We start from the raw sequence: 19,164 nt of genomic DNA on the forward strand, positions 1-19,164 counted from the left end.
CCATGTCACTTGCAATCGCCACAGTTCACCCGCAGCCAGAAACCGCGGTCTACCGTGCAACCATCCCCGCCGGCGAACCCTGGCTGATGGAGGTCAAGGCCGGCCAGACCCTGCGCATCCTCGACCTGGAAGGCAACCAGGCTGTCGACACCCTGTTCTACAGCGTCGCCAATCCCAAGGAACGCTACGACGTGCAGCGCACCCTGCGGCGGCAGAACAGCGTGTACCTCACGACCGGCAGCGTGCTGTATTCCAACCTCGGCAAGCCGATGCTGACTATCGTCGCCGACACTTGCGGGCGCCACGACACTCTCGGCGGCGCCTGCGCGCAAGAGAGCAACACCGTGCGCTACGCCTTGGAAAAACGCCATATGCACAGCTGCCGCGACAACTACCTGCGCGCCTGCGTGCATGACGGGCGCCTGGGCAAAGGCGACATCGGGCCGAACATCAATTTCTTCATGAACGTACCCGTCACGGCAGACGGCGGGCTGACGTTCGAAGACGGCATTTCCGCACCGGGCAAGTACGTCGACCTGCGCGCCGAGATGGACGTGATCGTGCTGATCTCCAACTGCCCGCAACTGAACAACCCGTGCAACGCCTACAACCCGACCCCTGCGGAGCTGCTGGTATGGAACTGACACTCAGCCGTTTGCGTAAATGGTTATTCGCCCTGTGCCAGGCCCGCTCCGGGCAGTGCATTAAGTGACCACTTCTCTCTGTAGGAGCTGGCTTGCCAGCGAAGGGGTCGTCACATCCAGCATGGATGTCGACTGACACTCCGCCTTCGCTGGCAAGCCAGCTCCTACAGGGGGTGGTGTGAATTTCTGTCATCGGGGACGGCCCCGATGCATGTCAAAAAACTGCGGGACGGCCCGCATCCCCTCCAGGGGTTATGCCATGTTCGAAAAAGTCCTGATTGCCAACCGTGGCGCGATTGCCTGCCGCATCCTGCGCACCCTGCGCGAACTGCAGGTGGCAGGCGTTGCCGTGTACTCCGAAGCCGATGCCGCGAGCCTGCACATCCTGCAAGCCGATGAGGCCCATTGCCTTGGTGAAGGCGCGGCGGCTGGCACCTACCTGGCGGTGGACAAAATCCTCGCCATCGCCAAGGCCACAGGCGCCACGGCGATTCACCCCGGCTACGGCTTTCTCTCGGAAAACGCCGCCTTCGCCGAAGCCTGCGAAGCCGCCGACATCGCTTTCATCGGCCCGACCCCAGAGCAGCTACGCGTATTCGGCCTCAAGCACACCGCCCGTGCCCTGGCCAGACAACACGGCGTGCCGATGCTCGAAGGCACCGAGTTGCTCGACAGCCTCGACGCAGCGCTGATCGCCGGCGAGCAAGTCGGCTATCCGGTCATGCTTAAAAGCACCGCCGGCGGTGGCGGCATCGGCATGCGTGTGTGCCGCAGCGCGGTCGAGTTGAGCGAATCCTTCGAGGCGGTCAAGCGCCTGGGCCAGAACAATTTCAGCGACGCCGGCGTGTTCATCGAGAAGTACATCCAGCGCGCCCGGCACCTGGAAGTGCAAGTGTTTGGCGACGGCCGTGGCGAGGTAATCGCCCTGGGCGTGCGCGACTGTTCAGTGCAGCGGCGCAACCAGAAAGTCCTCGAAGAAACCCCGGCGCCAAACCTGCCCGAGGGCATGGCCGATGAACTCTGCAGAGCGGCGATCAAGCTGGCCAAGGCGGTCAGTTACCGCAGCGCCGGCACAGTCGAGTTCGTCTTTGACAGCGATGCACGGCGTTTCTACTTCCTGGAAGTGAACACTCGCTTGCAGGTGGAACACGGCGTTACCGAGCAAGTCTGGGGCGTCGATCTGGTGCGCTGGATGGTGCAATTGGCAGCTGGTGATCTGCCGCCGCTGAGCGCGTTGAGCCAGGACTTGAAAGCTGACGGCCATGCGATTCAGGCACGACTTTATGCCGAAGATCCGGGGCGGGATTTTCAACCGAGTCCGGGCTTGCTGACTGCCGTAGATTTTCCCGGCGCCGACGGCAAACAGCTGCGCATCGACACCTGGGTCGAGGCCGGTTGCGAGATCCCGCCCTACTTCGACCCGATGATCGCCAAGGTCATCAGCTGGGCGCCGACCCGCGAAGAAGCGCGCACCGATCTGCATGAAGCATTGGGTAAAAGCCTGCTCTATGGCGTGGAAACCAACCGCGATTACCTGCGGCAGATTCTGCTGGATGTGCCTTTCGCCAGCGGCCAGCCATGGACCCGTTGCCTGGAAGGCCTGGTGTATCAGGCCAACACCTTCGAAGTACTCAACGCCGGCACCCAGACCAGCGTCCAGGACTATCCCGGCCGCCTCGGCTATTGGGCGGTAGGCGTGCCGCCATCGGGACCGATGGACAGTCGCGCGTTGCGCCTGGGCAACCTCTTGCTGGGCAATGACGAAGGCGCCGCAGCGCTGGAAATCACCATGAGCGGGCCGTTGCTGCGGTTCAATTGTGATGCGGTGGTGGCGGTAACCGGTGCGCAAATTCCGCTCACGCTGAACGGTGAAGCCGTGCCGATGAACACCGCTCTGCTCATTCCGGCCGGTGCCACATTGAGTCTCGGCACCATTGCCGGCGCTGGCGCGCGTAGCTATCTGTGCCTGCGCGGTGGCTTGCAGGTCCCGGATTATCTGGGCAGCAAAAGTACCTTCACCCTCGGCCAGTTTGGCGGGCATGGCGGTCGTGCTCTACGCGCCGGGGATGTCTTGCACCTACCGGCGCTCTGCGACCGTAGCGTCGGTGCGCAACTGCCTGATATCGCCGAGTTGCCTGCGGTACGACAAATTCGCGTGATCTACGGCCCTCACGGCGCACCGGAATACTTCACTGAAAACTACATCGGCACTTTCTTCGCGACCCAGTGGGAAGTGCATTTCAACTCCAGCCGCACCGGCGTGCGCCTGATCGGGCCAAAGCCTGAATGGGTGCGCGCCGATGGTGGTGAGGCCGGGCTGCACCCATCAAATATTCACGACAATCCATACGCCATTGGCGCAGTGGATTTCACCGGTGACATGCCGGTGATCCTCGGCCCGGATGGCCCGAGCCTGGGCGGGTTCGTGTGCCCGGTGACGGTGATCGAGGCGGATCTTTGGCAACTTGGGCAGCTCAAGGCTGGGGACAAGGTGCAGTTCTCCCCCGTCGACATCAAGACCGCCCGCACCCTGGCCTTGAAATGGGATCAATGTGGGAGCGGGCTTGCTCGCGAAGGGGGCGTGTCAGTCAACATTGATGTGTCTGAAGCACCGCTTTCGCGAGCAAGTCGGATCGCCGCACCGCCGCTTCCACAGGGGATGGTGTCGCCTGTTGTATTGGACATTGGTCAGGACGACACGCGCCTGGTGGCGCGCCTTTCCGGCGATACCCATCTGCTCCTTGAAATCGGCGCCCCCGAACTGGACCTCGTCCTGCGCTTCCGCGCCCACGCCCTGATGCAGGCGCTGGAAAGCAAAGACCTGCACGGTGTGATCGACCTGACCCCGGGCATCCGCTCGCTGCAAGTGCACTACCAACCCGAGCAATTGCCGCTCGCCGACCTGCTCGGCATCGTGGCTGGGGAATGGGACGCCGTGTGCGCGGCCAAGGACCTGCAGGTGCCTTCGCGCATCGTCCACCTGCCGCTGTCCTGGGACGACCCGGCCTGTCAGCTGGCGATCGAGAAATACATGACCACCGTGCGCAAGGACGCCCCCTGGTGCCCAAGCAACCTGGAGTTCATCCGCCGCATCAACGACCTGCCGAACCTCGACGAAGTGCAACGCACGGTGTTCGACGCCAGCTACCTGGTGATGGGCCTGGGCGATGTCTACCTCGGCGCACCGGTCGCCACCCCGCTCGATCCGCGCCATCGCCTGGTGACCACCAAGTACAACCCGGCGCGCACCTGGACCGCGGAAAATTCGGTGGGCATCGGGGGTGCCTACATGTGCGTGTACGGCATGGAAGGCCCCGGCGGTTATCAGTTTGTCGGGCGCACCTTACAGATGTGGAATCGCTACCGCGAAGTCGCCGCGTTCGATGGCAAACCCTGGTTGCTGCGCTTCTTCGACCAGATCCGTTTCTACCCGGTCAGCGCCGATGAACTGCTGCGCATTCGCCGGGATTTCCCCCTCGGGCGTTTCGATCTGAACATCGAACACAGCCAGCTGAACCTGGCGGACTATCAGGCTTTCCTGGCACAGGAAGCAGAGACCATCAGCGCTTTTCGTGATCAGCAACAAACCGCATTCAACGCCGAGCGCGAGCGCTGGATCGCCAGCGGCCAGGCGCATTTCGACAGCGAAGAGCTGGTTCCAGAAGCGAGCGAAGACGCGCCTCTGGTCAGCGGTCAGCAGAGCGTCGACAGCCACATCGCCGGCAACCTCTGGCAAGTCCAGGTGCAGGCCGGCAGCCGGGTCGAAGCCGGTGACGTGCTGGTGATCCTGGAGTCGATGAAGATGGAAATCCCCCTGCTCGCCCCAATGGCCGGCGTGGTGCGCGAGATTCGCGTGCAGCCGGGTTCGGCGGTGCGCGCCGGACAACGCGTCGTGGTGCTGGAACTCGACTGAACCTATTTCGAAAGGACGAATACCATGAACATCAACCTGCAACTCGACGCCCTGCGCAACGCTTATCGCGACGGCAGCACCACGCCTCGTCAATTGCTATCAAGCCTGCGCGATAAAGCAGCGGCATTGAACCCGGACTATCACCTGTTCATCCATTTGCTCAGCGCCGAAGAACTGGAACCCTACCTCGCCGCACTCGACGGCCGCGACATCGACAGCCTGCCCCTCTATGGCGTGCCGTTCGCGATCAAGGACAACATCGACCTGGCCGGCATAACGACCACAGCGGCGTGCCCGGCGTTTGCCTATGTACCGCAACGTTCAGCCACCATCGTCGAGCAACTGCTGGCACTGGGCGCCGTGCCGCTGGGCAAGACCAACCTCGATCAGTTCGCCACCGGCCTCAATGGCACGCGCTCGCCCTATGGCGCGTGCCCCAACAGCGTGTTGCCGGAGTACCCGTCGGGTGGCTCCAGCGCCGGCTCTTCCCTGGCGGTGGCCCTCGGTGTGGCGAGTTTTTCCCTGGGCACTGACACCGCGGGTTCCGGGCGGGTGCCGGCGGCGTTGAACAACCTGGTCGGGATGAAAGCCACCAAGGGCCTGATTTCCACCGCGGGCGTGGTGCCGGCCTGTCGCACCCTCGATTGCGTGACAACTTTTACCGCGACCGCCCGGGAGGCGAGTCAACTGCTCGCATTGACCGCGAAACTTGATCCACGGGACGAGTACAGCCGCAGTAATCCATTGTGGAATGACGGCTCGGCGTTCGGCGCCGTGCGTGCGTTCCGTTTCGGTGTACCGCGGGCGCAGGACCTGGAATTTTTCGGTTGCATTGAAGGCCCACTGTTATTTGCCGATGCAATCGAGCGACTCAAGACCCTCGGTGGTGAAGCGGTAGAACTGGACCTGTCGCCCTTCCTCGAAGCGGCGCGTTTGCTCTACGAAGGCCCGTGGGTGGCGGAACGCTACAGCGTGGCTGGCGAGCTGATGGAGGAAAACCCGCAAGCCGTGTTGCCGGTGATCCGCGCTGTGTTGGCCAAGGCGCCGGCGGTCAGCGGTGTGCAAACCTTCCGCGCCCAATACCGGCTGCAAGCGCTCAAAGCCCTGTGCGACCAAGCGCTGCAAAACCTCGACTGCGTGATCACGCCGACCATTGGCCGCCCGGTCTCCCTGGCAGAACTCGACGCCGAACCGGTACGGCGCAATAGCGAACTGGGCTACTACACCAACTTCATGAACCTGCTCGACTACACCGCCGTCGCGGTGCCCAGCGCGTTCATGGACAACGGCCTGCCCTGGGGCGTGACCTTGTTCGGGCGGGCGTTCACCGATCAGTATCTGTTGAGCCTGGCCGACGGCTTGCAGCGCCAGCAAGGCTTGGCGGCCCCGTCACCGACCGCTGTTGCGCGCCATGACCGGGCGCGGCTGGTGGTCTGTGGCGCGCACCTGGATGGCCTGGCGTTGAACTGGCAGCTCAAACAGCGCGGCGCGCGCCTGGTGGAATCGACGTTCAGCTCGGCCGATTATCAACTCTATGCCTTGGCCGGTGGCCCGCCGTTGCGTCCGGGCATGGTCCGGGTCAAGGAAGGCGGCGTGGCGATTGCAGTGGAAGTCTGGGAGTTGCCGAGCAGCGAACTGGGCTCGTTCCTCACCGGCATCCCGGCACCGCTGGGGCTGGGCAAGGTGCAACTGGCAGATGGTCGCTGGGAAAGCGGGTTTATCTGTGAGGCCTATGGATTGGAGGGGGCAGTGGATATCAGCCATCTGGGTGGATGGCGCGCCTACCTGCAGTCTCGAACCTGAGATCGTTCCCACGCTCCGCGTGGGAATGCCTCAACGGACGCCTCGCGTCCGGCTTTGGAGGGGACGCAGAGCGTCCCTGGCTGCATTCCCACGCAGGAGCGTGGGAACGATCTGCAATCTGTGCCACAACACAGGAACGACCATTCGCGGCGCACATGGGGCAGTTATTTCCCGCGCCAGCCCTTAGAATGCTTGCCATCGGATTGCTGACAATGGAACTGCCATGCCACTTCGCTCGCCGCTGTATTCCCAACGGTCGTTGGTTCTCACGCTGATCGCGTTGCTGGGCGCGGGCTTCCTGGCCACCTCCTTTCTCAGTTACTACGCCTCGCGAGCGTCGATCCGCGACAACATCGTCAACACCGAACTGCCGCTGACCTCGGACACCGTCTACTCGGAAATCCAGAAAGACCTGGTCCGGCCGATCCTGATTTCCTCGATGATGTCCCGCGACACCTTCATGCGCGACTGGGTGGTCAACGGCGAACGCGACACCGGGCAGATGACCCGCTACCTCGACGAGGTCATGACCCACTACGGTGCCTACACGGCGTTTTTCGTTTCCGACGCCAGCCTGACCTACTACCACGCCAAGGGTGTACTCAAGCAGGTCAAGGTCACCGAGCCCCGCGATGCCTGGTACTTCCGTGTCCGTGACATGAAGGATCCCTACGAGATCAACGTCGATCCGGACCTCGCCAACAAGGACAACCTGACCGTTTTCATCAACTACAAGGTCTACGACTACAACAACCGCTTCATCGGCGCCGCGGGTGTCGGGCTGACGGTCGATGCGGTGATCAAGCTGATCGACAAATACCAGCAGCGCTACCAACGCAGCGTGTACTTCGTCGACACCTTCGGCCGCCTGGTACTCACCGGGGCCGAGGGCGGGCCTCAGGGTGCCGTGGCCGGGCAGACCCTGGCCGAACTCGACAGCATGAAGAACCTGCTCAGCCAACTGCCCAAGCCCCACAGCGGCAGCTACGAATATTCCGGCCAGGGCCAGGGCCATTTCCTCAACGTGCGCTTCATCCCGGAGCTGAACTGGTACCTGTTCGTCGACAAGCGCGAAGACGGTGACCTCAGCGACATCCGCCGCTCGCTGTACCTCAACCTGCTGATCTGCCTGATCGTCACACTGATCGTGCTGGCCTTGCTCAACCGCGTGATCAAGCGCTACCAGGGACAGATCCAGACCCAGGCCACGCTCGACAGCCTGACGGAACTGCCCAACCGCCGCGGTTTCGACCTGCTGGCCGCGCAAGCGCTGCAGGAAGCCCAGCGCGAACCCAGGCCGCTGACGGCGCTGCTGCTGGACCTGGACCACTTCAAAGCCTTGAACGACACCTACGGCCACCTGGCCGGCGACCAGGTGCTGATCGGCTTCGCCCGGGACCTGGAAAGCTGCCTGCGCCACTCCGACATCGTCTGTCGCTGGGGCGGTGAAGAATTCATCGTGCTGCTCAAGGACACCGACGGTGATGGCGGCCAGGTAATCGCCGAGAAAATACGCCAGCATGTGGAGCGACAGCCCTATGCGTACAATGGCAACCGCTTGCAACTGACCGTCAGCATCGGCCTGACCACCCTGCTGCCCGATGACACCTTGCACACCCTGCTGTCTCGGGCCGATCATGCGATGTATCGGGCCAAACAATCGGGCCGCAACCGAATCTGCGTGGAACTGCCGCATCCTGCCTATGAAAAAGCCTGACCTCTGCCCGGCCTGCGGCGCACCCAACGACTGCACCCTGGCCGACCCGCGAACCGCTGACCGGGCCTGCTGGTGCTACGGCGTCAGCATCGACCCGGCGGTGCTCCAGGCGCTGCCCGCCGAACTGCGCAACGCGGCCTGCCTGTGCCCGCGTTGCGCCGAGGTCGAGGCGCAGTTGCAAGCATCGGCGCAGTTGATCAAGTAAGATGCGCGCCCCCTTTCTTCACTGATTTTCACGTCATGCGCGTCGACCGTTTTCTCAGCAACCTGCCCTGCTTCAACCGCAAGCAGGTACGCCTGTTGCTGGTGGAAAAACGCGTCAGGATCGACGGCAAGACCGTCAGCGATCCCCATGCCGACGTCCGTGAATTCAGCCGCGTCGAAGTCGACGACCAGGTGCTGCAAGCCGGCAAGCCGCTGCGTCACTTCATGCTCAACAAACCCGCCGGATGCGTCAGCGCCACCCGCGACCCGCAACACCCCACCGTCCTCGACCTGATCGCGGAACCGGACAAGGACGACCTGCACATCGCCGGACGCCTGGATTTCAACACCACCGGGCTGATGCTCATCACTAACGACGGCAGTTGGTCGCGACGCCTGACCCAGCCGCAGACCAAACTGGCGAAGGTCTATTACGTTGAAACCGAGCAGGACATCGGCCCCGAATACGCGATCACCTTCCGCGAAGGCCTGTACTTCGCCTTCGAAGATCTCACCACCCAACCCGCCGGGCTAGAGCTACTGGGCCCCAAATGTGCTCGCCTGAGCATCGTCGAAGGCCGCTACCACCAGGTCAAGCGCATGTTCGGTCACTTCAACAACAAGGTGCTGCGCCTGCATCGCGAATCCATGGGCCCGCTGGTGCTCGACAACGCGTTGAAACCGGGCGAATACCGCCCGCTGAGCGATGATGAGATCGAATTGATCTAAGCAGCCTACCGCTGAGCAGAAGTTGTCGAACAATTTACCAAAGGCACTTGCGCGATGACGTGACCCCTGCTTGAATCAGGACGTCGGCCGAAATGTGACCGATGAGTCACAAGACGTATCTAAGAAACTTTTTGCCGGTAGGAACCCTTGGGTTCCGGCCTCACCCGGCAGACTGCCCGCCAATAACAATACCCGTCGACCGGACTTCAATGGATCGACATGGGCTAACAATTTCCAAGGCGTATGCCTACCTGTCACAAAGCTCGTGCAATCTCTTTTGCGCGCATACCCGCTTGCCAGGAGTCTTATGACATGAGGCCAGAAATCGCTGTGTTGGATATACAGGGTCAGTATCGGGTTTACACGGAGTTCTATCGCGCAGACGCCGCAGAAAAGACCATTATTCTGGTCAACGGCTCGATGGCCACGACTGCGTCGTTTGCTCAAACCGTGAAGAACCTCCACCCGCAGTTCAATGTGGTCTGCTACGACCAGCCCTACGCGGGCCGGTCCAAAGCCCACAACCTGCATGAGAAATTGCTGACCAAGGAAGTCGAAGGGCAGATCCTCCTTGAGCTGATCGACCACTTCGCCGCCGAACACGTACTGTCGTTTTCCTGGGGTGGCGCCGCGACCCTGGTCGCCTTGGCCCAACAGCCACGGCGCATCGAAAAAGCCGTGATCAGCTCGTTCTCCCCGGAGATCAATGCGCACATGCTCGACTACCTCGAGCGCGGTGTGGACTACCTCGGCAGCCGTGACGGTGACCGGGTCGGCAACCTGGTCAACAGCACCATCGGCAAACACCTGCCGACGCTGTTCAAGCGCTTCAACTATCGTCACGTCAGCAGCCTGGCCGATCACGAATACGGGCAGATGCACTTCCACATCAGCGACCTGCTGCACAGCGACCGCCAGTGCTTCTTCAAGGCGGCGCAGAAAATCAACGTACCGGTGCTGTTCATGAACGGCGAATGGGACGAATACACCGCCGCCGACGGCGCCCGGTTGTTCGCCGACCACGTGCAAGACGCCACCTTCACGACCCTGGGCGCTACCGGCCACTTTCTCGACATGGAACACAAAGCCGCCTGCCGAGACAGCCGCAACGCATTACTGGGGTTCCTGAAGCCGGCACAGCACGATAGCCGACCGCGTTACCACTACGTTCAGGACCACCATGCATTGTCCCTCTGAAACAGCGTCATCGCGAGCAAGCCCCGCTGCCCTTACATAATCTGTAGGCGCGAGGCTTGCCCGCGAACGACCGCCACAGGGTCCGTGCATGTGTTTCACCCGCGCTAAAGCCATCAAACGCAAAGAAAAACTTCATTTCCACGCGCACATCTGGTACAAAGTCACCGCTCTGAGCGGGTGTCGTATAATGGCATTACTCCAGCTTCCCAAGCTGATAACGAGGGTTCGATTCCCTTCACCCGCTCCAACCGAATTCTTGTCTCACGTTGTTTTTTGACGGGGGATGCAGGTAAAGAAAAAACCGGCTTAGATGGCCGGTTTTTTTATGCGTGGGGTTTGGTGAGATTCGCCATGTCATTTCCGCTGGTCGACTAGCAAATATCCCCGCCGCTGTCGCGACTACTCTGAACCCGTTAGCGTTTTTTTCAAAAAATACGGTTTCAGTATCATTTTTCATCAAGCATTAGCCTTTTCACGTCTACCGATCCCTACGCGCAAAACCTCGCAATACTCCAACCCTCTCCTTTCAGGCTTGCCCAAAGGCATGTCCGCAGCGCCCTTCTAGACTCCAATCCTGTCGCTGTCCCACCGAGCCAGGATGACTTGGTGGTTATAGTGTTGATTAAAAATAACCAGTAGGTATAGTAACCACAAGCACACCACAGGGAGGTGATGTGAATAGCCGATTTTTGATAAGCCAACTCGTTGCGGACGGCTGGTATCTGGTACGTATCAGAGGCAGCCATCATCACTTCAAGCATCCGACCAAACCGGGGCTGGTGACAGTCCCTCACCCGAAGAAAGATCTTCTCAAGAAAACGGCCATCAGTATCTTGCAACAAGCGCTGCTCTGACAGACGCTGCGCCGAGTCCTCGGAGGACAATGACAATGCTTTACCCAATTGCGATTTCAATGGGAGATGAGGAGCACGCCTGGGGCGTTGAAGTCCCTGACATCCCGGGCTGCTTTTCCGCCGGGGAAGATCTGGATGATGCGATGGCGATGGCCCGAGAAGCCATTGAAGGCCATTTCGAGATTCTGGCCGAAGGGGGTTCAGCCATTCCCCCCGCGAATAAAGTGACATTGCACGCAGCCAACCCAAAATACGCGGGATGTGCGTGGGCACTGGTGGACATCGACGTTACCAAGTATCTAGGCAAGGCCCAGAAGCTGAACATCACCCTGCCTGGGTACCTGCTCAACCGTATCGATGAGTACGTGCTGCACCACCCGGAAGAGAAAAGCCGTTCGGGCTTTCTGGCCTCGGCAGCGCTCAAGGTATTGCAGCAGAGCTCATGACCTTATTGCGGTGATGCATCAACCGGCCCCACGTGGCCGGTTTTTTTGTCGCCGCAATTTAGTGAATTGCCGGATCTCACGTGATGCCATTTCTAAAAAAAGCAACGTCCTACAATAGTCTGGGAAATGTCCGTACACTCGCGCATTGCTGTGCCTTAGTCATGAGACCTATAGTCCGAGCGCGCCCCAAATGGCGTATCGGGTTTGGCGACTCGATGCCGTGGTACAGAAGCCTCCGAGATTTTCTCGGAGCGCTTTTGAACGCACTTGGCTACCTGTTTTTTGGTGGCTGTGCGTGGGAGACCCTAGGGTCTGCCGGTTTACCATGGCCCGGTTCGCCAACCCGCGTACAGCTACCACCCTTTGTTTGGCGACGATTGAGTGGTGGGACATCTCCTCTCCATGGAAATCACTCATGAATGAATACATGGCTCTAACCAGCAACGCCGACGACCTCCCCTCGTTTTACGTCAACACCACTCAACCGTTGCACTCACTGCTCAGCAGTGCCCGATACCGGATCGGTGCCGTGACGCAGGTTCTCGAAAACCTCGCGATGCGAGGTGAAATCAGCACAGACTCGGTCATCCTCAGCGACTTCGCATTGTTGTGCTGCATCCCTTTGCGCGATGGCTGCGATGTGCTGGATGTCATCGCTCGACGCATGGATGCCGAAACGTCCTGACGTAACACCTTGCTCACGATGGTGGCCTGGCAGGCAACTCAGATGTGACTGTGCGACCGTCATCGCGAGCAGGCTCGCTCCCACAAGGTTTGCGCTAACCCAAACGATCTCAGCAGAGCACCACTACCATGACTCAAAACATCTACGACGATCCCGGATTTTTTCAGGGCTACAGTCAAATGGCCCGTTCGATTGGCGGCCTCGATGCCGCACCGGAATGGCCTGCGCTGAGGGCGATGTTGCCGCCCATGCAAGGTTTGAAAGTGGTGGATCTCGGTTGCGGTTACGGCTGGTTTTGCCGCTGGGCCAGTGAGCAAGGCGCCCACAGTGTGCTGGGCCTGGACGTTTCGCAGAAAATGCTCGATCAGGCTCGTAGCACAACGTCTGCCAGCAACATCCGCTACGAACACACAGACCTGGAACGGCTCGATCTGCCGGCAGACAGTTTCGACCTGGCCTACAGCTCTCTTGCGCTGCATTACATCAAGGACTTGCCGGGGCTGTTCGCGACTATCCACACAGCGCTCAAACCCGGTTCACGTTTTGTGTTTTCCATCGAGCATCCGATCTTCATGGCGCCGCGTGATCCCGGCTGGATCACCGATGCCGAGGGCCGCAGGAGCTGGCCGGTCGATGGTTATCAGAGGGAAGGCGAGCGTGTGACCAACTGGTTGGCCGACGGCGTGATCAAGCAGCATCGCACCCTCGGCACCTTGCTCAACACATTGATTGGCGCTGGTTTCAGCATCCAGCATGTCAACGAATGGGGCCCCACGGATGCCGAGGTTGAAGCGCAACCGGCATTGGCCGAAGAGCGGGAGCGACCGATGATGCTGCTGGTCGCGGTACAGCGCTGATAGATGAGTCAGCGCGTCGCCACCAGAAACAACCGCGGGAACGGCAGCAACACCGAACCGTCGGCCAATGCCGGATAGGCCTGTACGATTGCAGACTGATACTGCTGCAGATACTGCACGCGTTCTGCCTCATCCAGCGGTTCGAGGAACGGCCGCAAGCCGCTGCCCTTGAACCACTCCACCACGCCCGACGCGCCCCCCGCCAGCGGATGATGGTACGTGGTGCGCCATACGTCGACGCGGGTGCAACAGGCTTTGAGCATCGAGTAATAAACGCTGGCATCGGCCATTTCGGTCCGTTGTTTGGCGACGCCTGCCAGTTTTTCGGCCCAAGGACCTTGCGCCGCGACTTCGCGCATCAAGCGGTGTGAGGGTTGATTGAGGTTGTCCGGCATCTGGATCGCCAGGCTGCCTCCGGGCGCGAGCTTGCTCACCAGCGCAGGCAGCAATGTTGCGTGATCCGGTATCCACTGCAGCACCGCGTTGGCGAAAATCACGTCGAACGGGCCAGTGTCACTCCAGGTGTCGATGTCCGCGATGTCGAACTGCACTTGGGGCAAGCGCTTGCGCGCGGCCTCGATCATGTCCGTTGAGCTGTCCAGTCCGCGCACCGTGGCATCGGGGAAGCGTTCCACCAGCAACTCGGTCGAATTACCCGGACCGCAACCGATGTCGATGGCCGAGCGCACCGTCCCGGCGGGGATGGCGGCCAGCAGGTCGCGGGCGGGACGGGTGCGTTCATCTTCAAAAGCGACGTATTGTTTGGCGGACCAACTCATTGCGTTCTCCTGTAGGTTCGTTGTCTGGGGCTTGGCTGACAACGGGTTCGCTACGATACATCGACTGGTGGGCGGTGCTCTATTGCACCTTGAAGATTGCGGTAGTCTTTCCGCCGCCTTCGCTGGCAAGCCAGCTCCTACAGTGGATCGGGTGGGGCCGGTAGAGAGGGGGCGGCCATGAGGGCGCCTTCGCTGGCAAGCCAGCTCCTACAGTGGATTGGGGGCGGCCGCTGGAGATGGGTGGTTATGAGGACGGCTACGGGATTTTCCATTGGAGCGGGTAAAAAGCCGAATTTTCATCTCGCCACCGATGTCTGAATTTCAGGTGCATCCCCAATAAGGAAAACGGCCATGAAATTCGCAAAAATCGCACAAAAGCTTGCCCTCTGGACCGGCAGCCCCACGACATTCCTGGGAGCGATCATCCTGATTTTAGTGTGGGGGTTGAGTGGGCCGATTTTCGGGTTCAACGATACTTGGCAGCTGGTCATTAACACTTCGACCACCATCATCACTTTCCTGATGGTATTCCTGATCCAGAACACCCAGAACCGCGACACGGACATTCTGCACCTGAAGGTCGATGAGCTGCTGCGGGTGACGAAGGAGGCTCAGAACGCGATGCTGGGCCTCGAGGCGCTGGACCTCAAGGAACTGGAAGCCTTGAGAAAGCACTACCGCAGCCTGGGCGAAGGCCAGACCATTTCCATCGATGGCACCGTGGTCCAGGAGAAAGGCAAACAGGATCTGAATAACTGCTGATGGAGCGTATGCGGGTGACCCAAAGTCACCCGCATACGCTAAGGGTCAGCGACTGGCTTGCAGGTCCCTGGCCATTTGCAGGTGATTTTGCAGTTTTGGCAGGGTCTCTTCAGCGAACGCCTTGATCTGCGGCACGTCGGTGGTCTGCGCCGTTTGTTCGAGCTGCTCGATGGCTTGCTCGGTGGTCTTGACCTGACTGGCCGCGTAAGCCTCATCGAACGATGCGCCTTCCGTGACTGGCGGCATCAGGGCCTTGGCTTTTTCCACTACCTCTTCGCGCGGTGCCACTGGCAGATCCAGTTGCTTGGCGATTTTTGCCAGGTGCTGGTTGGCGGTGGTGCGGTCGTTGATCACCACGATGGTGTAGTCCTTGACCTCTTTGGATTCGGACTTCTGATGCGCCAGGCGACTGGCTTCGATATCGGCGATACCCTGGGCCGACGCATCGTTGATGAATTCGGTGGGGCTCTGGGCGAAGGCGCTGGTGGCACACAGGCCCAGTAAAGCGGCCAGGCCGCCGTTGCGTAATCGGGTGGCCATGCGGTTCATGGTCGCGCCCTCCTCGGTAAAGATTCAAACGGGAGCTTTCGCTCCCGCTTCTCGATCAAAACCACCTTCATCGATTACTTGGACTTTTGTCCAGGTTTACGGCCCATGGGTTTCGTAGGCTCTTTATCGACAGTCGTGGTGGTGGTTTTCCCACCTTTGCGACCGGCTTCAGACGCCTTCGTTCGATCATTGGCGAAGTTTCCCGAGTTCGAGTTTCTTGAATTAGGCATGATTCTCTACCTCTTGATGATGATCTCGGCGAGCTGTAGCCCGCATAGAATCTGAATTTCCACGCATCAAAAGGTTTAGAAAACCTGGAATCGTCACGACGAACGGTGGCGATATTTTCAGACGAGTCGCAGGTGATTGGCGCGCTTGGCGGTATACATCGCTTCGTCCGCGTGCCTGAACAGCTGTTTTTCTTCAGTGCCGTGCTCGGGGTATTGGGCGACGCCGATGCTCGGGTGAATGTGCAGGCTGTGCCCGTCCAGACGCAGAGGTGCCGCCAGTACCTGGCGAATTTTTCCAGCCACACAGTCGGCATCACCCGAGGCGTGGATGCGGTGCAGCAACACCACGAATTCGTCACCGCCAATGCGCGCCACCGTGTCGGTTTCCCGTACGCAGCCCTTGAGCCGATTGGCCACGGTTTGCAGCAACATGTCGCCGACCGCATGGCCGTGGGTGTCGTTGACTTCCTTGAAGCGGTCAAGATCGACGTACAACAGGGCCATGCGTCCACTGTCCTCCCGAGCCGATTCCAGCGCGATCTTGAGACGGTCACGCAGCAGTTCGCGGTTAGGCAGTTGGGTCAGCTGGTCGTACTGGGCCATGCGCTGCAGGCGCGTGTGCAATTGCTTGCGCTCGATCGCGGTGGCGACTTGCGCGCAAACGTATTGCAGCAACTCCTTGTCCTGCTCGGTGTAGCGCTCGCCGCCCGGCACGCTCTTGACGATCAGGGCACCAATGGTGCCGTTTTGCGAGTTCAGCGGCACGCCCAGCCAGCAGGACGAAAGCTGTCCGGTCACCAGCGTCTCGAACCCCAACGGCGCATCGCTCTGTTCCGGGGTGAGCAGGATCGGCAGGCCGCTGCGGATGACCTCCGCGCACAGGCGTGCGGTGAGGGTGCCGGGTTGTTCCGGTTGCGGCTCGTGGTCGCCGACGTGATAGGGAAACTGCAGCTGCGCACACTGCTCGTCATACAGCGCCACGGAAAAATTCAGCGCCGGCAACCATTCACCGATGATCTGGTGGATACGCTTGAACAACGCCAGCAAGTCCTCCGCCGCATGGGCCGCTTCGGAAATGGCATACAACGCCGCTTGCCGGGATTCGGCCTGCTTGCGCTCGGTAATGTCGCGGGCCACGGCGATGCGCAGTTGATCGACCTCGGACCAACGCGCCGACCACAGGATATTGACCACACGGCCATCCTTGCGCAGGTAGCGGTTCTCGAAATTCAACTTGGGCTCGCCGCCCATGATTTCCCGCGCGGCGTCGAGGGTGCGCTGACGATCGGCCGGGTGCACCAGGTCGATCATGGGCTGGCCGATCAGCTCGTCGGGGCTGTAGCCGAAAATGCGCTCGCAAGCCGCGCTGACAAAAACGAAGCGACCTTGTTTGTCGACCGCACAAACGGCGTCGAGCAAGAGGTCGATGTAGCTCGCCAACGGAGCGGAGTTTCTGGAGGTGATGTTCCTGGAGGTCATTGTGCCGTGAGCATGTCCGGACATTGCAGCCAAATGAAAACCTTCCCTGACCGGTCAGGCGCCCGAGCGCCGACTGTGCAACCGATGCGTCCCTTCGATCAGCGTCAAGCCTTGTTCGTCACCAGCCCCGGCAGCGCATGCGCCAAGGCGTTAATGGCGAAACCGATAAACATCACCCCGCACAACCGAGTGATAGCCAATTCATGGCGTTGATACAAGGTGCGCACCTGGCGCGCCCCAACGATGCCGATGAGGATAGCGTAGGCCAGCAGGCCGCCGACGAAGCTCAACGCGATCAGCCACGGCAACATCGACCAGGTCAGCAACTCTGCCCGGCTGGACAATAGCGCAGTGAAGGTGGCCACTGCCACCGGGTACGCTTTCGGATTGGTCAGGCCGAACAGAATGCCGTGCCAGAATGGTTGCCGCGCAGGTCCCTGTGGCGCCTCGACACCCCGTTGACGCGCCCGCACCGCACGCCAGCCGAGCCAGAACAGGTAGAGCCCGCTGAGCACGCCCAGCACATCGAAGGCGGTGCTGCCGATTTCCCGGGCACCGACGATCGCCACCAGTGCGGTGCTGCACCAGACCACATCCCCCAGCAAATGCCCGCAAAGAAACCCCGCCCCCGCCCGCCGCCCATGTGCTGCGCCGATGCCGAACACTGCCAGTACACCCGGCCCTGGCGTGATGCCATAGATGAAGCCCGAGGCGAGAACGGCCATTAGCAGCGAGGGAGTCATGGGGAGTCCTTATGCGTTGTTCTGGTAAATGGGCGCCAGTCTATATCACCTGAAGCTCGCTCGATTTGCCCATTCAACCAGTTCAGTGCCTGATCCCCGCCCCGTCGCTTGTGCCACACCAGGACAAAGGTGAACGACGGAATGTGAAACGGCGGTGGGAGCTCGATCAATGACGACGTGTCGATATCGTGCAACGCCCGAGAAGCGACTGTGAGGATCAGATCCGTCCTGCTGATGAACTGCGGAGCGACGCTCCAGTGCGGCAGGCTGATCGCGACTCGCCGGCGTTCACCCAAGGCTGTCAGGGCTCGTTCGATTTCCGGGGTGCCACTGCCGCGCATTTCCAGTAGCACGTGCGGGCGTGCCAGGTAGGTCGGCAGGTCGAGGATTGCGCCGTCGGGCAGGCTGTGGCGGTCGACCAGGCAGGCGTAGTGCTCCTCGAACAGCGCCGTGCTGCGCAGCTCGTTGGGCATCTCCGGAAACACCCCGGCGGCAATATCGATATCGCCGTTGAGCACCCCTTCGAGCATGCCTTCGCGGCTGGCGTGGCTGATTTGCAGGTCGATGCCCGGCGCTTCGCGACGCAAGGTGCGAATCAAACCTGGCAGGACGATGGCGGCACCGTAATCGGACATCGCCAGGCGAAAGGTGCGTTTGGCCGTGGCCGGATCGAAGGCGTTGGGTGCCAGCAGCGATTGCACCTGGGCCAGGGCTTCGGTCAGTGGCGCCATCAGTTCCAGCGCTCGCGGCGTCGGCACCAGGCTGGCACCGGCGCGCACCAGCAGCGGGTCGCCGAGCAGATCACGCAGCCGCGCCAGGGCATGGCTGACGGCTGGCTGGCTCAAGTGCAGACGCTCGGCCGCACGGGTCACGTGTTGCTCGCTGAGCAAGGCGTCGAGAATTACCAGCAGGTTGAGATCAATGCGGCGCAGATCATTCATTTGATGCATGTTCTGGATAGCAAAACGGAATTTAAATCTGCGCGACGAATACTCTAGAGTCCAGCAAAACCTGTTGGAGAATGACCATGAGTACGTTGCATTGGGCGGGACTGTTGCTGCTTGCCGCGTTCGCCGGTGCGGTGGTGCCGTTTCAGAGCGCGATCAATGTCAATCTCGGGCGCGGCCTGGGTCATCCGCTGTGGGCGACCCTCGCTTCATTGGTGGTGAGCATTGTGGTGTTGTTGCCGATCATGCTGGCGATGCGCTTGCCGTTGCCATCGCTGGCGTTCATCGTCAAGGCGCCGACGTGGATGTGGGCTGGTGGGGCGTTCGGGGTGTGTTTTATTTCATTGGCCCTGGTTTTGCTGCCCAAGCTTGGCGCCTCGGGGTTCATGGCGTTGGCGCTGGCGGGGCAAGTGGTGGCGTCGCTGTTGCTGGATCACTTTGGCTGGTTTGGGTTGGTGGAGCGGCAGGTGACCATGCCGCGGGTGTTGGGAGCATTGCTATTGATAGGCGGTGTGGTGTTGATTCAGTTTGGTGAGTCGGCTGGTAAAGCGATTACGGCTACTTCTTGAAGATCAGGCGATCGCAGCCTGCGGCAGCGCCTACAAGGATGCGTGGTCCTTGTGGGA

The 19,164-nt window shown here is 60.7% G+C and carries 19 protein-coding genes and 1 tRNA gene; 14 read left to right on the forward strand and 6 right to left on the reverse strand.

Going from position 1 to position 19,164, the window contains the following annotated elements; translation table 11 throughout:
* Nucleotides 1-2 precede the first annotated feature (2 nt).
* The 12 genes from BKX96_RS13600 to BKX96_RS13655 all read left to right on the forward strand — a co-directional run bounded on the left by BKX96_RS13600 (nucleotide 3) and on the right by BKX96_RS13655 (nucleotide 13,049).
* Nucleotides 3-644: an urea amidolyase associated protein UAAP2 gene (locus tag BKX96_RS13600; RefSeq protein WP_046816736.1), complete on the forward strand. Its 642-nt coding sequence runs from the start codon at nucleotides 3-5 to the stop codon at nucleotides 642-644.
* A 259-nt stretch (nucleotides 645-903) separates the two neighbouring features.
* Nucleotides 904-4,557, forward strand: a complete 3,654-nt coding sequence (gene uca / locus BKX96_RS13605) for an urea carboxylase (protein WP_077184208.1) — start codon at nucleotides 904-906, stop codon at nucleotides 4,555-4,557.
* A 24-nt stretch (nucleotides 4,558-4,581) separates the two neighbouring features.
* Complete coding sequence (gene atzF, locus BKX96_RS13610; protein ID WP_077184210.1) at nucleotides 4,582-6,360, forward strand: allophanate hydrolase; 1,779 nt, start codon at nucleotides 4,582-4,584, stop codon at nucleotides 6,358-6,360.
* Nucleotides 6,361-6,583: 223 nt separating this feature from the next.
* Nucleotides 6,584-8,077, forward strand: a complete 1,494-nt coding sequence (locus BKX96_RS13615; RefSeq protein WP_077184212.1) for a sensor domain-containing diguanylate cyclase — start codon at nucleotides 6,584-6,586, stop codon at nucleotides 8,075-8,077.
* Nucleotides 8,064-8,282 (forward strand): cysteine-rich CWC family protein, encoded by a 219-nt coding sequence (locus BKX96_RS13620; protein WP_046816732.1) that lies wholly within the window; start codon nucleotides 8,064-8,066, stop codon nucleotides 8,280-8,282. Before BKX96_RS13615 ends, BKX96_RS13620 begins: the two co-directional genes overlap by 14 nt.
* Before the next feature lie 35 nt (nucleotides 8,283-8,317).
* Entirely contained in the window at nucleotides 8,318-9,010 is a 693-nt protein-coding gene (locus BKX96_RS13625; RefSeq protein ID WP_046816731.1) for a pseudouridine synthase, read from the forward strand.
* A gap of 312 nt (nucleotides 9,011-9,322) precedes the next feature.
* On the forward strand, nucleotides 9,323-10,207 hold the full coding sequence (locus BKX96_RS13630; RefSeq protein WP_046816730.1) for an alpha/beta fold hydrolase: 885 nt from the start codon (nucleotides 9,323-9,325) through the stop codon (nucleotides 10,205-10,207).
* 173 nt (nucleotides 10,208-10,380) lie between these two features.
* Nucleotides 10,381-10,454: transfer RNA gene (locus tag BKX96_RS13635), tRNA-Gly, on the forward strand.
* 427 nt (nucleotides 10,455-10,881) lie between these two features.
* Nucleotides 10,882-11,061: a type II toxin-antitoxin system HicA family toxin gene (locus BKX96_RS13640; protein WP_077184214.1), complete on the forward strand. Its 180-nt coding sequence runs from the start codon at nucleotides 10,882-10,884 to the stop codon at nucleotides 11,059-11,061.
* 35 nt (nucleotides 11,062-11,096) lie between these two features.
* Nucleotides 11,097-11,507 carry a type II toxin-antitoxin system HicB family antitoxin gene (locus BKX96_RS13645; protein WP_046816729.1) on the forward strand — a complete coding sequence of 137 codons (411 nt, stop codon included), beginning with the start codon at nucleotides 11,097-11,099 and terminating at the stop codon, nucleotides 11,505-11,507.
* 415 nt (nucleotides 11,508-11,922) lie between these two features.
* Complete coding sequence (locus BKX96_RS13650; protein ID WP_046816728.1) at nucleotides 11,923-12,192, forward strand: hypothetical protein; 270 nt, start codon at nucleotides 11,923-11,925, stop codon at nucleotides 12,190-12,192.
* Nucleotides 12,193-12,320: 128 nt separating this feature from the next.
* Nucleotides 12,321-13,049, forward strand: coding sequence for a class I SAM-dependent methyltransferase (locus BKX96_RS13655; protein ID WP_077184216.1), 729 nt, complete (start codon nucleotides 12,321-12,323; stop codon nucleotides 13,047-13,049).
* Between the two features lie 8 nt (nucleotides 13,050-13,057).
* On the opposite strand, the gene tam is transcribed toward BKX96_RS13655, so the two are convergent.
* A complete protein-coding gene (gene tam, locus BKX96_RS13660; RefSeq protein WP_046816726.1) occupies nucleotides 13,058-13,828 on the reverse strand; it encodes a trans-aconitate 2-methyltransferase in 771 nt (256 codons plus the stop codon).
* A gap of 351 nt (nucleotides 13,829-14,179) precedes the next feature.
* Between tam and BKX96_RS13665 the strand changes: the two genes are divergently transcribed.
* Nucleotides 14,180-14,590, forward strand: a complete 411-nt coding sequence (locus BKX96_RS13665; protein ID WP_046816725.1) for a low affinity iron permease family protein — start codon at nucleotides 14,180-14,182, stop codon at nucleotides 14,588-14,590.
* A gap of 45 nt (nucleotides 14,591-14,635) precedes the next feature.
* Here the strand turns inward: BKX96_RS13665 and BKX96_RS13670 are convergent, their stop codons facing one another.
* The 5 genes from BKX96_RS13670 to BKX96_RS13690 all read right to left on the reverse strand — a co-directional run bounded on the left by BKX96_RS13670 (nucleotide 14,636) and on the right by BKX96_RS13690 (nucleotide 18,541).
* Entirely contained in the window at nucleotides 14,636-15,139 is a 504-nt protein-coding gene (locus BKX96_RS13670) for a DUF4142 domain-containing protein (RefSeq protein ID WP_077184218.1), read from the reverse strand.
* Between the two features lie 74 nt (nucleotides 15,140-15,213).
* Complete coding sequence (locus tag BKX96_RS13675; protein ID WP_077184220.1) at nucleotides 15,214-15,369, reverse strand: KGG domain-containing protein; 156 nt, start codon at nucleotides 15,367-15,369, stop codon at nucleotides 15,214-15,216.
* Between the two features lie 117 nt (nucleotides 15,370-15,486).
* Nucleotides 15,487-16,833, reverse strand: coding sequence for a sensor domain-containing protein (locus tag BKX96_RS13680; protein WP_046816849.1), 1,347 nt, complete (start codon nucleotides 16,831-16,833; stop codon nucleotides 15,487-15,489).
* Nucleotides 16,834-16,952: 119 nt separating this feature from the next.
* On the reverse strand, nucleotides 16,953-17,591 hold the full coding sequence (locus BKX96_RS13685; RefSeq protein WP_046816723.1) for a LysE family translocator: 639 nt from the start codon (nucleotides 17,589-17,591) through the stop codon (nucleotides 16,953-16,955).
* Nucleotides 17,588-18,541 (reverse strand): LysR substrate-binding domain-containing protein, encoded by a 954-nt coding sequence (locus BKX96_RS13690; RefSeq protein ID WP_046816722.1) that lies wholly within the window; start codon nucleotides 18,539-18,541, stop codon nucleotides 17,588-17,590. The genes BKX96_RS13685 and BKX96_RS13690 overlap by 4 nt, the downstream gene beginning before the upstream one ends.
* Before the next feature lie 77 nt (nucleotides 18,542-18,618).
* Here BKX96_RS13690 and BKX96_RS13695 point away from each other — a divergent pair, with 77 nt between their 5' ends.
* Nucleotides 18,619-19,107 (forward strand): DMT family transporter, encoded by a 489-nt coding sequence (locus tag BKX96_RS13695; protein WP_046816721.1) that lies wholly within the window; start codon nucleotides 18,619-18,621, stop codon nucleotides 19,105-19,107.
* Nucleotides 19,108-19,164 lie beyond the last annotated feature (57 nt).

Origin of the sequence: Pseudomonas putida (assembly GCF_001976065.1) — a bacterium.
In the GTDB taxonomy this organism is placed as follows: domain Bacteria; phylum Pseudomonadota; class Gammaproteobacteria; order Pseudomonadales; family Pseudomonadaceae; genus Aquipseudomonas; species Aquipseudomonas serbica.